Annotated in this window: 11 protein-coding genes; 5 read left to right on the top strand and 6 right to left on the bottom strand. The window is 46.5% G+C overall.

The features are described 5' to 3' along the window. Positions 1-74: 74 nt before the first annotated feature. Positions 75-2,261: a DPP IV N-terminal domain-containing protein gene (locus ACO0KY_RS12030; RefSeq protein WP_423046321.1), complete on the bottom strand. Its 2,187-nt coding sequence runs from the start codon at positions 2,259-2,261 to the stop codon at positions 75-77. 1,072 nt (positions 2,262-3,333) lie between these two features. Here ACO0KY_RS12030 and ACO0KY_RS12025 point away from each other — a divergent pair. The 5 genes from ACO0KY_RS12025 (at position 3,334) to ACO0KY_RS12005 (ending at position 8,526) form a co-directional block, all read left to right on the top strand. Continuing rightward, positions 3,334-3,711: a hypothetical protein gene (locus ACO0KY_RS12025; RefSeq protein ID WP_423046319.1), complete on the top strand. Its 378-nt coding sequence runs from the start codon at positions 3,334-3,336 to the stop codon at positions 3,709-3,711. Between the two features lie 143 nt (positions 3,712-3,854). Next, positions 3,855-4,583: a hypothetical protein gene (locus ACO0KY_RS12020; protein WP_423046317.1), complete on the top strand. Its 729-nt coding sequence runs from the start codon at positions 3,855-3,857 to the stop codon at positions 4,581-4,583. A 157-nt stretch (positions 4,584-4,740) separates the two neighbouring features. Beyond that, complete coding sequence (locus tag ACO0KY_RS12015) at positions 4,741-5,214, top strand: (2Fe-2S)-binding protein (RefSeq protein ID WP_186913058.1); 474 nt, start codon at positions 4,741-4,743, stop codon at positions 5,212-5,214. 10 nt (positions 5,215-5,224) lie between these two features. After that, positions 5,225-7,465 (top strand): molybdopterin cofactor-binding domain-containing protein, encoded by a 2,241-nt coding sequence (locus ACO0KY_RS12010; RefSeq protein WP_423046315.1) that lies wholly within the window; start codon positions 5,225-5,227, stop codon positions 7,463-7,465. 20 nt (positions 7,466-7,485) lie between these two features. Then, the gene (locus tag ACO0KY_RS12005) at positions 7,486-8,526 is read left to right on the top strand and encodes an XdhC family protein (RefSeq protein ID WP_423046313.1); all 1,041 of its coding nucleotides are present in this window, start codon (positions 7,486-7,488) and stop codon (positions 8,524-8,526) included. 80 nt (positions 8,527-8,606) lie between these two features. Here the strand turns inward: ACO0KY_RS12005 and ACO0KY_RS12000 are convergent, their stop codons facing one another. The 5 genes from ACO0KY_RS12000 to ACO0KY_RS11980 all read right to left on the bottom strand — a co-directional run bounded on the left by ACO0KY_RS12000 (position 8,607) and on the right by ACO0KY_RS11980 (position 16,074). Beyond that, on the bottom strand, positions 8,607-11,771 hold the full coding sequence (locus ACO0KY_RS12000; RefSeq protein ID WP_423046311.1) for a CusA/CzcA family heavy metal efflux RND transporter: 3,165 nt from the start codon (positions 11,769-11,771) through the stop codon (positions 8,607-8,609). A 32-nt stretch (positions 11,772-11,803) separates the two neighbouring features. Further along, positions 11,804-13,015, bottom strand: a complete 1,212-nt coding sequence (locus tag ACO0KY_RS11995) for an efflux RND transporter periplasmic adaptor subunit (RefSeq protein WP_423046309.1) — start codon at positions 13,013-13,015, stop codon at positions 11,804-11,806. Then, positions 13,012-14,334 (bottom strand): TolC family protein, encoded by a 1,323-nt coding sequence (locus tag ACO0KY_RS11990; protein WP_423046307.1) that lies wholly within the window; start codon positions 14,332-14,334, stop codon positions 13,012-13,014. The genes ACO0KY_RS11995 and ACO0KY_RS11990 overlap by 4 nt, the downstream gene beginning before the upstream one ends. A 116-nt stretch (positions 14,335-14,450) precedes the next feature. After that, positions 14,451-14,777, bottom strand: a complete 327-nt coding sequence (locus tag ACO0KY_RS11985; RefSeq protein ID WP_423046305.1) for a hypothetical protein — start codon at positions 14,775-14,777, stop codon at positions 14,451-14,453. 115 nt (positions 14,778-14,892) lie between these two features. Continuing rightward, positions 14,893-16,074, bottom strand: coding sequence for a sterol desaturase family protein (locus ACO0KY_RS11980; protein ID WP_423046457.1), 1,182 nt, complete (start codon positions 16,072-16,074; stop codon positions 14,893-14,895). Positions 16,075-16,584 lie beyond the last annotated feature (510 nt).

The following is a 16,584-nucleotide window of genomic DNA, read 5'->3' as shown; positions in this document are numbered from 1 at the left end:
AACCCACACTACAAGTTTCAATTTCCAAATGGCTGGGCAGTTAGATAAAAAGGGGCTTAATTCGCCCCTTTTTATTACAGATTATTCTTCAAAAATTCCCATTTATTTTTTTGTAATGACCAGATCATCCAATCACCACGTGGTCCGTGGGCCTGGCCTGGGTACAATTGCAGGCTGTAGTCTTTACCATTTTTAATCAATTCATTGATCAGCATAATGGTATTTTGTGGATGTACATTATCGTCCATCGTGCCATGCATCAACAAAATTTTTCCATGTAGATTTTTAGCGGCTTTTTGTACGCTGCTATTGTCGTAGCCTTCTGGATTGTCCTGCGGCAAGCCCATGTAGCGTTCGGTATAGACGCTGTCATATAAACGCCAATCGGTCACGGGGGCACCGACGAAACCGACTTTCCAGGCATCGCTATGCGTCAACGCATATGACGTAAAGTAGCCGCCATAGCTCCAGCCATCGAGCGAGATTCTGTCCATATCGGCCCAGCCCTGCTGACGTAGCCATGCCAGTCCATCAAGTTGATCTTGCAATTCCAATTGACCTAACTTTTTATGGATAGGCCAAGCGCTTGCCATCCCTTTATTACTGGCACTACGGTTATCGAGTATCCACACAACATAACCTTGTTGCGCCAAAAAGTGGAAGTACAAGTCATTACTCCAGCGATCCACTACTGTCGGCGCCATAGGCCCTGCATATAGATGCTGATAGACCGGATATTTTTTCTTTGCATCAAAATCTGGCGGCAAATACAGCAGGCTTTCCAGAGGAAAACCATCACGCGACATGATCTGTTGTTGCTTGACCGTCGCTAAATGCAAGGCCTTCATCGTTGCTGGCATACCGACATCGTCAACCAGCTTCAATTGCGTTCCTGCATCATCAAACAAAGCTTGCTTTGGCGTTTGCTTGATGCTGCTCCAGCTATCTAAGAATTGGGTGAAATTTTTATTCCAACGCACTGCGTGTGTACCGGATTCGGTAGTCAGACGACGTAAATCGCTGCCGTCTAAATTGACTGAATAGACGTCATTGCCTATGGGATTACGCTCATCGGCGGAGAACAAAATTCTGCCATGCTGTTCATCGATACCATAAGCTGTGCGCACCTCCCAATTGCCTTTAGTGATCACTCCCTGCAATTGATAATCTTTATCATAACGATAAAAGTGGCGGTGTCCAGTGCGGTCTGATTCCCAGACAAAACCACCATCTTTCAAAAATACCGGGAACGGCAATCGCTCAGTCCATGCGGGGCTGCTCTCATGCACGATGACTTTACTTTGCTGCATAGATTGGTCATACAAACGTAAATCTAACCAAGTCTGCACCCTATCCTGCCACGCAGAAAGCAGACGACCATCAGGTGTCCAACCCACTTGTACGATCAGCGTTTCTTTACCTTGATAAGGGTTCTCTGACCATGTCAGCTTGCCATTCAAGTCAACCACACCCAGCTTAACTATCGGGTTTGGATCACCTGCTTTTGGGTAATGTGTGCGGGTTGTTTGTGCTGGTTGCAAGTGGTCGCCACTGAGCGTATAGACCGGGACTCTACTCTCGTCAAAATTGAGTAAAGCCAATTTGCTCGAATCTGGTGACCACCAGAACGCCCGCAAGACGCCACGACCATAAATTTCTTCCATGTACACCCAGTCTAGCCGTCCATTCAAATTGGTATGGCTACCTCCTGTGGTAAGACGCTTTTCTGTTGCACTGGCAATGTCGGTGATATAGAGATCATTTCCCTTCAGATACGCGACTGATTTAGCATCGGGTGAAAGAATTGCCTCATCTTTGCTCACTTCAGGAGAATGGGTCAACTCACGCGCTTTGGTGTTTCTTAAATCGAGCAACCATAAATCATTTTTGTAGGTAAACAGGTAGGAGGTGACTTCCGGTTTTATTTGCGGTCCCAATTGTTCTGCCAGAGTGAGCGCCTCTTTGTCAGTAATTCCCGCTTTTTTCAAAACACTCATCACTTGGGTGTCGGCTTTTAATTCTTGCTTCCCCCAAGTCTTAGGATCAACTACAAATAGCTTCACATTTCCTTCTTGGATTTGCGTCTCAATCAAGCGATTTTGCACGTCCCAGGATAAACGCGTGAGTGGTGCTGTTGTGAACTTCTCTTTTTTTAGCGGATGGTATAGCGTCTCTAAACTCAATTGCCCATCACTCGCCATAACTTGACCTACGCTAAAAAACAGCATCGGTAAAACGCACCAACCCCATCGCTTATCCATTCATCCCCCTGAAATTTTATTTTGAATTAGAAATGCCACGCTAAACAGCTCTTAGCCAGCATTATGACCAAAGAAGAGCGAAGGAGTTCGCGATTTTGTCGTTTAAAAGAGCATTTTTTTCAGAGATAAATCAAATAAAAATCTGCGAGAAGCAGAGGGTAAGGAGTGCCCAGAAGCGAGCAAAACAACCTTTAATGCGTATTGAATTTCATGCACTTTTACTACATCACAAAATTCAATATTAAATGTCATTATGTAACAAAATATACATATTAATATTTCAAGAAAATTAAAATAAAAACTTACCTAACTAATATGTTCTCAAATCATTCATTACATTATCTGTTGTAAAATTTACCTCTACTATCGATGTGAATGAAAACAACACATTAATAAAGTTGCCTCACTTTGTAACAATTCATTTCAAAATCACTGAATTCAATTTAAAAAATGATTTCCACTAGGAATTTATTAGGAATTTTTGTTTACATAAAATGAAACAATGTTTTCAATTTCATGAAATACCACATATCTATACTGAGGTATTAATTTAAAAAAAAATAGTTCTATTTATCAATAATATTGAGCACCAAATAAAAAACATTTGTCGCAAATCAATTAATACCACTTAGTTTTACTACATCAAAAAATAAACTAACTCTTTGAAGAGAAATTGATAATTTCTGCGTACCTAAATCTGCAGTAAGTTCGTAAATTTTTCTTTAAAAACGGATGACGTTATTAATTGAAGAAAAAAAGTAAAAACAAATTTTCAAAAAATAAGTTCAGATTTTTTTCTATAGAAAAAAGACTCATTTCGGATCACATCAACAAGCCCAATCCGTAAATTACATCTGCTTACATTAAAGTGCTCCCAGAAACTTATCGATCAGTAGAATTTATCGAGTCATTTTAATAACAAGCAACACTGCCAACAATAATCGCAATATTGAGCTGGTCATGGACCAATCAAAAAAGAAAAACAGACTCATTCGAAATAGCAAACGTTTGCGGCTAAACAAAAAATATAGCAAGTCGCTGAGTTGATGAGTTCACGAATGGAGACAAACATATGAATTTGAAGGCATTTCTGTTCTTAAAAAACTTTTTGCTGTGCCTTCTTAAAAATGAAAAGGCACTAGCCATATGCGCAGCATCCATCGCAATTTGGTCACTGGATTCGGTGTATTCACGGACCAACAGCGAACGCTTGATTGAAATAGCCACACAAATGCAACATAGTCGGGATGGGGAAACCTATACTCAGGGCAATTATCAATGTCGATCACAGATACAGGATAACGCCCTTAATTTCAGAAATTCTACAGAGCTGGCCTGCACAAATCGTCCAAATGCGATCAAAAACAAAGGTCATACAGATAAAAATTTTGTCGTCGTGGGTTTCTTATTCCTGCCATTTCTCCTCCATGTTCCTGACCTTGTTACTTAGCAAGGAATTGCATCGCTGTTTCATTTCTGCGGTTCACATATAGCGTAAGCAAGTTCACACAAGAAGGCCTAGGCCTTCGTTGCAGTGCAACGAATTTTAATAATAAAACAGCTTTTTTTGCTAAAGCGACTAGTGGCTTTTCCATGTCGGACATGCAGCCAGAGGACATCGTGACTTTTAATTCATCTAATAAGAAAAGAGACGTTATTGCAACTACGGAGATAGAGATATATCCATGCAAAACGGAACACCTGCGTTCACCATTAACAACAAAAACTTGGCAACAATCAACTGAAAATAGCTCTACGCTAAAAGTAATTTTTGACAACCTGGTGATGCGCGATACACCAGATCATCACGGATATGCATTGCTGGAACTTCCTTACAACACAGTCGTAAAACAAGGGGCAGAGGAACCACAATTCACAGACAACATCTCGTGGACGAATGTCGTTTCAGATAGCATCAAAGGCTGGGTATTAGCTGAGGGTGTCGTCACCTATACGCCACAGACACGATTCAACACAATCGCAGCCTTTAAAATAGACGAAAAAGCCGACGAAGCCAAACAAAAATTCAAACCGCCTGAAAAACCACTAAACACACTAAAAAAAAGTGGAAGTATTTCTTCGCAAGCGACAACTGAAGCACCTGACGCAATGTCAAGTTGCTCACTATATCGTGTAATGTTGAACTACCTCGCGATGCGTTCAGCACCAGAAATCAACGCCCAACTTCTGAAAAAGTTACAATTAGGCCAGCTCGTGGCTGCCCTACCTCAAACAGTACGCGGTAGCTGGATAGCGGTACATGTCGATGGGCACATGGGTTGGGTCAATCATCAATGGATAAAGGCAATTTCTATCAATTAGGACTTATCTTCACTAAATAATGTTACTTCCAAGAAGTATTTTTCAGCGTTGTGGGGGATGACTTCTTTATTAAAAGTATCCAGCACACATTTCCGAAATTAGTACTATCATCTCACAGCTTGGATTTATTCTTTCCCGTTCCCACCTGGAGGTTTTCATGATCAGTACCAATATCAATGGCAAAAATACCGACGTTGATGTCTCACCTGATACACCAATCCTATGGACGCTACGCGACTCACTTGGGTTGACTGGCACCAAGTTTGGTTGCGGTGCTGCATTATGTGGCGCCTGTACCGTACATCTGGATGGTCAAGCCATCCGTTCTTGTGTGACGCCTGTTTCTGCAGCGCAAGGTAAAAAAATAACCACGATAGAAGCAACGACTGGTGGCGAAGACAAAGTTGGCAATGCGGTACATGCAGCGTGGGTGAAACACGATGTGGCTCAGTGTGGTTATTGTCAGAGCGGGCAGATTATGAGTGCCACTGCATTCTTAAAATCGCTGCCACACGGCAAACAGCCTAGTATCGCTGAAATTGATTCAGCAATGGCGGGCAATATCTGCCGCTGCGGAACCTACGCGCGCATTCGTGCGGCTGTTGCAGACGCTGCTAAAGCCATCATCTGAGGACAAAACCATGCTACCAAATATCAATTACAGCGAACTCCCACGCGCACTGCAACACATTCTCGACCGCGATAACAATAATGTGCTAAGTGCACCATCACGTCGTAGCTTTTTGAAACTTGCCAGCATTAGCGGTTTTGCCCTGGGTGCTTTTCCTGGCTTAGTGCTAGCACAAAATGCAACTGTAGCGACTAAACCACTAGGCCCAACGCAACTGCCTTCTGCTTTTGTAGAAATCGCTGCCAATGGTGAAGTAACGATCACCATCAATCGCCTCGATTTTGGTCAGGGCGTGCAAACTGCTCTGCCAATGATATTGGCGGAGGAACTGGACGCCGATTGGTCAAAAGTAAAAAGCCGTCACGGCACGAATGACGGTGCCTATGTAGACCCGAGCATGGGCATGCATCTGACTGGTGGATCCAGTTCGATCAAAAACAGTTTTACGCAATACCGTGAACTCGGTGCACGTGCGCGTGCCATGCTTATCTCAGCAGCAGCAACGCGCTGGAACGTGGATGTAGCACAATTACGTACTGCGAACGGTGAAGTCATTGCACCAGATGGTCGCAAACTCGGCTATGGTGAACTGGCAGAAGCAGCGATGAGGCAAGCTGTACCAGAAACCGTAGTACTGAAAAATCCTAAGGATTTCCGCATTATCGGTCACGCAACAACACGCTTAGATGCGGTAGCAAAAAGCAGTGGTCAACAAAGCTATGGCATCGATATGCATTTGCCTGGCCAATTGACGGCGGTGGTTTTGCGTCCTCCTGTATTCGGCGCCAAAATCGCGACGCTGGATGATGCAGCGGCAAAAGCAATTCAAGGCGTCAAAGCAGTACTGCGTGTGCCGCTAGATCGTGGTGCAGAAGGCGTAGCCATCATTGCCGACGGCTACTGGCCTGCGAAACAAGGGCGGGATGCTCTCAAAGTAACTTGGGATACCAATGGTGTTGAAAAAGTCGACAGCGCAAAACAGCTGATACAGTATCGCGAGCTCGCTAAACAGCCGGGAAATCGTTACTTCGAAGCGGATATGACACCAATGAATTCTGCTGTCAAAAAGATCGACGCTGAATTCACCTTCCCTTACCTCGCTCATGCACCAATGGAACCATTGAATTGTACCGTGCGTTTCAATAGCGATCTGGCTGAGATATGGGTCGGCAGTCAGATGCCTGGGCTCGATGGCATGATGGCGGCGCGTGTATTGGGTTTAAAGCCTGAACAAGTCAAAGTCCATGTGCAAATGGCAGGTGGGGGTTTTGGTCGCCGTGCGATTGCCACCAGCGACTATGTATTTGAGGCATGTTCCATCGCGAAGGCAGCCAAATCTGCAGGTTTGGATGTCCCGGTGCGCACCATGTGGAGTCGCGAAGATGATATTCGCGGTGGTTACTACCGTCCGGCACAACTGCACAAGGCTCGTATCGGTCTCGACGCGCACGGCAAGGTCTTAGCCTGGGATCACGTCATCGTCGGTCAATCCATCACCGCGGGTACGCCATTTGAAGGCTTCATGATCAAGAATGGCATTGATAGCACTGGCGTCGAAGGCATGCGTGAACCGTATGATATTCCTATGCGTTTAACTGTCCATCATCCTAAACTGAATGTGCCTGTACTTTGGTGGCGCAGCGTTGGTTCCACGCACACGGCTTTTGTGATGGAAACCCTGGTCGATGAAGTTGCTCACGCCAACAAAAAAGATCCGGTGGCCTACCGCCTCGAATCCTACGGCGACAAACACCTGCGCCACCGCGCCGCACTCGAATTAGCGGTAGAAAAAAGTGGCTATGGTAAAAAGAAATTACCTAAGGGCCAAGCCTGGGGTGTGGCAGTTCACGAGTCCTTCAACACTGTCGTTGCGTATGTGGTTGAGGCATCCGTCAAGAATGGACATCCTGTTCTGCATAAGGCAACGGCAGCAGTGCACTGTAATTTGGTCGTCAATCCACGTACCATAGAAGCACAGGTGCAAGGTGCAGCGTTGATGGGCCTGTCGATGTGCTTACCAGGGGCAGCAATCACGTTCAAGGATGGTGTGGTTGAACAAAGCAATTTCAGCGATTACGTGGTGCCGCGCATCACCGACATGCCAGATATTGCGGTGTACACCGTTGCCAGCGGCGACGCCCCCACTGGTATGGGAGAACCAGGCTTGCCACCATTGGCACCGGCATTCGCCAATGCGATCGCCAAGCTGACTGGTAAACCAATTCGTCAATTGCCTTTTAAACTAAGTTGAACATCAGCTAAACGGAAGAAATGGAAGATCTCGATACCATCGTTTTACGTACTGCCCTGAACTGGCATCAGCACGGGCAGGCGGTGATATTAGTGACGGTAGCCCGTACCTGGGGCTCGTCACCTCGTCCGCCGGGCTCACTGCTTGCCGTCAATCATCGTGGCGAAACAGTGGGCTCGATATCTGGCGGATGTATCGAGGATGATCTGATTAGCCGGATTAAAGAAGAAGGTGTGCAGGTTGCATGTAAAGACGGCCTGCCCGTCGTACAACGCTATGGTATCTCTGCCGATCAGGCACATCGTTTTGGTCTGCCTTGTGGCGGTACGATAGAGTTAGTGCTGGAACCTGTTTCTGAACTTAGTCAGTTAGATCAATTATTAGCTGCCTGTGAACAACGTCGTAATGTCGAACGCAGGCTGGACATACGAAATGGCCACACGCAGTTGCAAGCCGGTACGCGTGGTGGTGTCCCGATGCTCGATGAGTATCAACTCGTAACGTATTTTGGACCACAAGTGCGTCTGATCGTCATCGGCGCGAGTGATTTGTCGCGCTTTTTGTGTCAATTTGCACTGAGCTTAGGCTTTGAAGTAATCGTCTGCGATCCGCGTGAAGAATACCGCGCCAGTTGGCAATTAAGCGGTATCACTGTCAGCGCAGAAATGCCGGATGACCTGATACTGCAACTCAAACCTGATACACGCACCGCTATCATCGCCCTCTCGCATGACCCCAAACTGGATGATCTGGCATTGATTGATGCATTGCAATCCCAAGCATTTTACGTCGGTGCAATCGGCTCACGCCGCAACAGCGAACAACGACGCGAAAGACTACGCACCCACTTCGATATTTCCGAAGATAACTTGCAAGCCCTGCACGGTCCGGCAGGCATCTACATTGGCAGCAAAACCCCCGCCGAAATTGCCCTCTCCATCATTGCGCAAATTGTCGCTGTTAAAAACGGTATTCCCGAATCGCTGGCGACCGAAGTCGCCTCCGGAAAATTACAACACGAAGATGTGCAACATATCGAGACTTTTCAGTGCGGTATTTAAATCACGGGTAAAGCCACACACCCTGACATAACTTTCTGAAGAGTCATATCAGGGCGTGGAAAGTAGCTCATTTCTCGGCGCTAGCTCATCGCAATGTGCTCCTCAGAAGTTGTCGCATCCGTATCGTCTTTAGCATGTAGCAACCGGTACAACAAAGGCAGCACGAGCAACGTCAAGAAGGTCGAAGACAAAATCCCGCCTATCACCACCGTTGCCAGTGGGCGTTGCACTTCAGCGCCAGTACCAGTCGCAAGCGCCATGGGAACAAAGCCCAGCGAGGCAACCAATGCTGTCATGAGTACTGGACGTAACCGCGTCAGTGCACCGGTTGAAATGGCTTCGTCTAAGGACATGTGCTGTTCTCTTAATGAACGGATATATGAAATCAGTACCAAGCCGTTTAAGACTGCAACGCCGGATAAAGCAATAAAACCAATTGCAGCAGAGATCGACATCGGTATCCCACGTAGTGATAAGGCAAAGATGCCACCAGTCAGGGCAAAAGGAATACCCGTAAAAACAAGCAGGCCATCTTTGAGGTTATTAAACATTACAAATAGCAACGTCAACACCATAAATAGCGCGATGGGAATAACAATTTTTAAACGTTGCGTTGCCGACTCTAATTGTGCAAAAGTACCACCCCAACTTGTCCAGTAACCCGAGGGGACGCTGACCTCTTTGGCGACCATTTGTTGCGCCTCCGAAACGAAGCTACCAATATCACGATCACGCACATTGGCACTAACAACCAGATAGCGTTTGCCATTTTCACGACTGACCTGATTAGGGCCTGGTGCGATATCGAGTGTCGCCAGCGCACTGAGTGGAATAAAGCGAACAGGCATCCCAGCTTGTGGCGACAAAGGAACTGGCAACTGTCTCAAAGCATCCAGATCGCTGCGCAAAACCTCAGGTAAGCGAACCTGGATATCAAAACGGCGATCACCTTCAAAAATCATGCCAGCTTTTTGTCCACCTGTGGCGGTTGCCAGCACATCCTGAACGTCGCCCACATTCAAACCATAGCGTGCGGTCTTCGCTCTGTCGATATTCACGGTCAACATCGGTAGTCCTTCCGTTTGCTCTACCTTGACTTCGATCGCGCCTGGAATTTTTTGTAATACGCTGGCAATTTTCTTCCCTGTCTGTGCCAACACATCCATGTTATCGCCATAAATTTTGACTGCCACATCGCTACGCACACCTGAGATCAGCTCATTGAAACGCAACTGTATCGGTTGTGAAAATTCATAGGCGTTACCGACATACCGCGCGGCTTCTGTTTGAATTGCTGCGATGAGTTCTGGCCGTGTTTTCTTAGGTTCAGGCCAATTTGATTCTGGCTTGAGCATAATATAGGCATCAGAAATATTCGGCGGCATTGGGTCGGATGCAATTTCTGCCGTACCTGTTCGTGCAAACAAGCGATCAATTTCCGGAAATTTTTCTTTCAACCCGGCTTCGAGTTTTTTCTGCATGTCCAATGACTGGGTCAGACTGGTACCCGGAATCCGCAAGGCTTGCATCGCAATGTCGCCTTCGTTCAGACTTGGAATAAACTCACTCCCCATGCGAGCAACAAGAATGCCAGAGCCGATCATCACGCCAAGCGCACTGATTAAAACCAAAGAACCATTCCGCATGACCTTTTTGAGTAGTGACGCGTAAACGTTCTTTGCCATTGACATCAGCCGATTTTCTTTTTCGGCGACGCGCTTACCAATAAAAAGTGCAACGGCAGCCGGAACAAAAGTGATTGAGAGCAGCATCGCACCCAACAACGCAGTCACCACCGCAAACGCCATTGGATGAAACATTTTCCCTTCGACACCGGTCAATGCAAAAATGGGCAAATACACGACCATGATAATCAACTGACCAAACATCAGCGGGCGCCGGGCTTCTTTGGCTGCCGCAAACACTTCATCAAAACGTTCATTCAGCGTGAGTTCGCGCTGTAACCTATCCTGTGCATGGGCCAGACGTCGCACACAATTTTCAACGATCACCACTGCACCATCAATAATGATGCCGAAGTCTAAAGCACCCAGACTCATCAAATTGGCACTCACTTGATAGGTGACCATGCCACTAAACGTGAACAGCATGGAAAGAGGAATGACCATCGCCGTTATGAAAGCAGCACGAATATTTCCCAGAAACAGAAACAAGATCGCAACCACCAGCATCGCACCTTCGATCAGGTTTTTCTTGACGGTATAAATGGCTTTATCAACTAATACGGTGCGGTCATACACCGTTACCGCTTTAACGCCTGGTGGGAGTGAGTGATTAATTTCTACCATACGCTTCGCCACTGAATCGGAGACGGCACGACTATTTTCACCGATCAACATAAACACCGTCCCTAATACAACTTCGCGGCCATTCTCCGTTGCGGCACCGGTACGTAACTCGCGCCCAATAGCGACCTCTGCAATGTCACGAACACGAATAGGAACGCCTTGAACATTGTTGATTATCGTGTCACGGATATCATCCAGACTGCGCACCTGACCTGGGGCTCTGATCAGGAATTGTTCTCCCCGGCGTTCGATATACCCTGCGCCTATATTGCTATTGTTAAGGTCGATGGCATTCACCACATCTTTGAACGTCAACCCATAAGAACTCAATTTAATGGGGTCTGGAGTAATGTGATACTCTTTTGCGTAACCACCAATTGTATTGATTTCAGTAACACCATCAACTTGCCTCAATCGTGGCTTAATTATCCAGTCCTGAATTTCGCGCAGATCGGTTGATGTGTAGGGTGTTCCATCAGCTTTCCTTGCATTGGGCTCACTTTCTACGGTCCAGAGAAAAATCTCACCCAGTCCGGTCGAAATAGGGCCCATCATTGGCGTCACGTCGGACGGCAAATTTGCTTTTGCCTCCTGAATACGTTGGTTAACCAATTGACGCGCAAAATAAATGTCTGTTCCCTCTTTAAATATGACCGTCACCTGAGACAAACCGTAGCGCGACAAGGAACGTGTCTGCTCCAGGTGGGGCAATCCCGCCATCACGGTTTCAATCGGAAACGTTACCCGTTGTTCGATTTCTAATGGTGAATAGCCGGATGCACCCGTATTGATTTGCACCTGCACGTTGGTGATGTCAGGCACTGCATCAATTGGCAATCGTTGGTAATTAAAAACCCCGATCGCCGCCATGGCAAACACCGCAAGCATGACCAACCATCGATGTTCAATAGCGAGACGAATGATTCGTTCAAACATAGTGATCCCCTTGATTCGCTTGATTGTGTAGATTAATGCGCATGTTCAGCACTTTCCTTTCCTGCCTCGGCTTTCACCACAAAACTTCCTGCCGCCGCATATGGAACATCAATAAGCATGCCATCCAAAATCTCAGTCAACTTGCCATCACTGACGCCAGTGGTAACCACTTGCGCCTTAAAACCAGTGGGAACTTTGATGAAGACAACGGTTTTGCCCTCGAGCGTTTGGATAGCATCAGATTGCACTGCTACCGCGAGATTTTTTTTTCCATGGCTCAAAGCAACGTTCACAAACAAGCCAGGTCTCCAGACAAGGTTTGGATTAGTGATCACAACACGTGCCTTTGCCGTGCGCGTCTGTTCACCTAAGAGATTGCCGATATAGTTAATTTTTCCAACCGCAGATAAGTTTGTAGAAGTAGATCGGATGGTGACCTCATCGCCTATCTGTGTGTTTTCAAGATCTTTGGGCGTGAGTACCACGTCAACCCAGGCGCTGGACAGATCCGAGATAAGAAAGACATTGGCGTCCTCTTTGACCGCTTCACCTAGCGCGATGTGTTTTTCAATCACGATACCGTCGAACGGCGCACGCAACACATAGCGATTCAGTTTGCCTTCGGTGTCATCCGCATTGAGCGCAGACAATTTAGACTTGCTGGTTTGCGCGTTAATTTCAGCTTCACGATAGGCCTGCTGTGCCTGCAAATAATCCTGCTCTGCGGATATCTTATCTTGCCAGAGTTTTTTCTCGCGCTCATAGGTCAGCTGCGCTAGCGAAAGACGTTTTTGTGCTGCCATCGATGCGCTACGTAATTCTGCTAACTCAGGGCTGGAAATGACGGCGAGGACTTGCCCTTTTTTTACACGCTGCCCAAGATAAGCGGAAACCGATTCGGCAACACCAGATAATCGCGGAACAATATGCGCAGTACGATCCTCATTGAAGCGAATTTCTCCTGGCAATGTGATGGTATTGGTAATACTTGCCGATGCCGATTGAGCGATCTGTATATTGGCAGTTTGTATTTGCTGCTGATCCATGTGGATCACATCATTTTCTTCATCTTCGGGATTTTTTGCATGATCTGATTTTTGCTTGGCGGTATTCTGTGCTACGTTTTCATCCGCCTTTGCAGTCATACTTTTATTCCAGAACATTGTCGCTGCAATGATCATCACAATGGCTAGCAGTACACAAATAATGGTCTTTTTTTGATTAAAATTTCTGTTCATCTTCATTTTTTATTCCTCTCATTTAGGAAAAAATTTTCACCCGACTCTATACCGTCAACACTGACATAACGCTGTATTTCTCCGATCGAACGATAGCGATCAGACACTGCGCGCAAATACTGGGTGCGGCTTTGAAAAAGGGTTCGTTGTGCATCAAGCACATCCAGAAAATTAAATTTACCCATTTCAAATCCCGTTACTGCTGCGTCAAATGCAGCTTGTGCGGCAGGTAAAATGTTGTGACGGATGGTTGATATTTGATGCTGAGATACCTGAGCACGCTCGTAAGCATCTGCCAACTGCTGGCTCATGCGCAGGTAGTCAATCTCGACGGCGGTTTTCGCTTTCTCGACACGATTGAGGGCGGACAGCAAATTGCCTTGGTTGCGATTAAACAATGGCAAGGGCACGGAGATACCGACCACATTCTGCGAACGGCCTGTTTCATAATCCTTCTTATTGCCGATCACCACGGTCACATCAGGTATTTGTTGGGCGTGTTCCAATTTGAGCTGTGCTTCCTCACGCGCGATCTGCATACGTGCTTGCCGCAACTGCGGCGAGGTATCGAGGCGGGCTTTGAGTTCATTAAGTGAAGGAATTTCAGCCAAATCAAACTCAGGCATGACGAGCGTTTCTGTCAGGTCATCGGAGCGTCCCAACAATCCCGCCAAGCGGCGTCTGGCTTGTTTTAGCTCGACATTTGCTTGTGCCAGTTCTAATCGCACATTCGCTTCCGCAATGTCAGAACGTTTTTGTTCTAGCGGCGAGATTTTGCCAGCCAGTAATCGCTTCGCTGCAGCATTGCTGGCTTTTTGGGCGAGCTCTAAGGATGCGCTGACAAGATTCGCCCGTTCGATTGCATTGAGTGCCTCCAGATAGGCAGCAACCACTTCTGCACGTAACTCAGCACGGTTGATGGTGACATGATTAGTCGCTAATTGCCGTTCGTGCTCAGCGACATTAATTCTGGCTTGTCGCTTCCCGCCAAGCTCCAGAGTCTGGCTTAATTGAATGGTTTGCGTGCTTGTCGATTTTTGTAAGCCCTCTTTCAATACAGAAAATTCAGGATTAGGAAAAGCCGTTGCTTGTTCACGGACACCATTCGCGATATCAACGCTTTGCTGCGCCGATCGTAGCTCGGGATTTGATTTCAGCGCCAATAAAATAGCCTGGTTTAAAGTCAATAAATTACTGGTAATGCTGGCATCGGCCTGATCATTAAAATGAGAAGCTTTTTTTTCTTGCTCAGTTGCATAGGCACGAGCATGAGGTAACAACTGCATCAACAATGCAGCTGCAAAGACAAAATGTCTGGATTGCATAGATAACTCCGAAAAATAAAAAACGAAGAATATCCAGCGGCAAGGCTTACACCCGGCAGAGTATGCCTGGGTGCAGAAACAGAGTCAGAAACAGAATCAGAACATTGCCGCCGGAGTTAAACCGGCAGCGACCACTGAGGGCGTTCTGGGGGGGATTTGTAAGTAGAAGGGAGCCCGGGATCTGTTGCGACAGCAGCATATCCTAGCAACAAAGTACCGAAAGCGTGAACAGAAGGTTCATCAAGAAAGACGATGCCATGTGCGCAGAGTGAGCAATGCATATGCGGGATGGATTTCGTCGCAGGCTTAGGGTCCGCTTTAGAGATAGAAAAACTCTCGTCGGCATCCATCTTATGCGCATGGTGCCCAAAGTGCTGAGCAGGCTTGCCTGTTTCGTGTTCGCAATAGGCAGAAGCGGCATTCCAGATGAACTGAAAGGCCACGATGCTTATCAACAGAAACAGGAATCGACGTGTCATGTGACGGATTGTATCATGATCGTTTTCACGCGCAATGATCTGATGAGGTATCAGTAACGCTGCGCTTGTTATTCATGCCTTAAGAATCCGCCTTCGGAAGTGGCTTAAAAGGAAAAGCTTGTTGCTTGAGAAAACCAATCGGAACATAGTCGCCCACGACCCCATATTTTTCTGGGAACTGTTTCTCGGAATCCACCGCCGTTCCAAACATCCAATCAATAAACGCGAAGTGCGCTGCATAATTTTTGTCGATCGCCTCATCGTCCGACGAATGATGCCAATGATGAAAATCCGGCGTTACGAACACCTTACGTAGCGTTCCCCAATTGATGTGGACATTGGCATGATTAAATACCGCCTGAAAGCCTACAACAATAATGTAGGCGTCCAACACTGGTTTGGTAAAACCCACGACATACAGAGCACCGAGGATAACGACACGTGTCACGATGATTTCAAACATGTGCAAGCGGCTGCCTGCGATCCAATCCATGACCTCCGAAGAGTGATGCACCGCATGGAACTTCCACAGGAAAGGCACCTCATGGTAGGCCCTGTGAGCCCAATACTCCACAAAATCAGCCACAAACACGGCAAGTAAGAGTTGAGGAACAAACCAGATCGTGCTGACAAATTCTTGCACCTCATGCCTGACCATCCAACCAAATACATTATGTATCAGGTAATTCACAACCAACAGCATGAAGCCAATCAGTAAATGGTTTACCACAAAATGAACCAAGTCGTTCTGCCACGCTTTTCTGAATATCGCTTGCCCTTTATAGAGCGGAAATGCCTTCTCCAAAGCGATGAAGATAATCGACGACCCAAGCAAATCCAAAATTAGCCAATCAAGCCCGAGATAAGGGGTGCCATCTGCAAAATCCCCTACCGGCACGCGCGAGCCACCCAACGCCACTGTCGCCAACACCAAAAAAAGCGCTGCACAATTGACGCCACGACTACGATTTCTGGCGACATTCGCCAGCGACCAACTACCTGAGATGATCAAAGCCACGAACATCACTTGCCGTATCACCGCAACGTTGTATTGTGCTCTGAGTTCGGGGGTCGTTAAGTATTGTGGGAAATGAAATGCCAGTACGCCTAAAAAGCATAAAATCGCCAAGGCCAGCGCAAATACACCACTAGCGAGACCACTCCCAGGTTTTAGCTCGCCTTCGGCATGAAGCATATGGGTCGTTTCTTCGACCACTTCATGCGCCACAACCAGCGGTGCATTTGCCACTGCTGTTGCCATGTGTTTGAAATTTCGTTTTAGCTTTGCTGCAGATTTCTTATCCATGTGTCCTAGATCCAAATTATTGCGTATCTGAAAACGAATTCCACGATCAATAACGTAAGCTCACAGCATCAGATCGCATCTCACATTTCGCTGAGCAAATGTTGCAAAAAAAATGAACAGGCTCGTTTGTCCAATTTTTTACTGACGTGGTACAAATTGTTGTGGCATCAGCATGACCGGTTATATGCCAGTTTTTTACCGAAGACATCCCTATGCTTAGCTACTTCCCACAGCAATCTCATCCTAGCATAGTGACTATATGCTGAACCTTGTCATTGAAGTGCTAATACGATAAAAAGTTACAAATGATTATATTAATAACATAATTTTTTAGCTACAAATTATGTCTGGTTGCGAAATGTTATGAGGATCAAAAACGATCGAAGGCAATCCAAACAACCATCGAAAGGGGCTTTACTGTTCGTCAGCAATGTTTGATTGAAACCATTGAAATCACCAAAACAT

The sequence above is a fragment of the Undibacterium sp. Dicai25W genome, assembly GCF_049340505.1.
Lineage (GTDB): Bacteria > Pseudomonadota > Gammaproteobacteria > Burkholderiales > Burkholderiaceae_D > Undibacterium > Undibacterium jejuense.
Note: the sequence above shows the minus strand (reverse complement) of the source record. Positions and strands in the feature narration are given on the sequence as shown.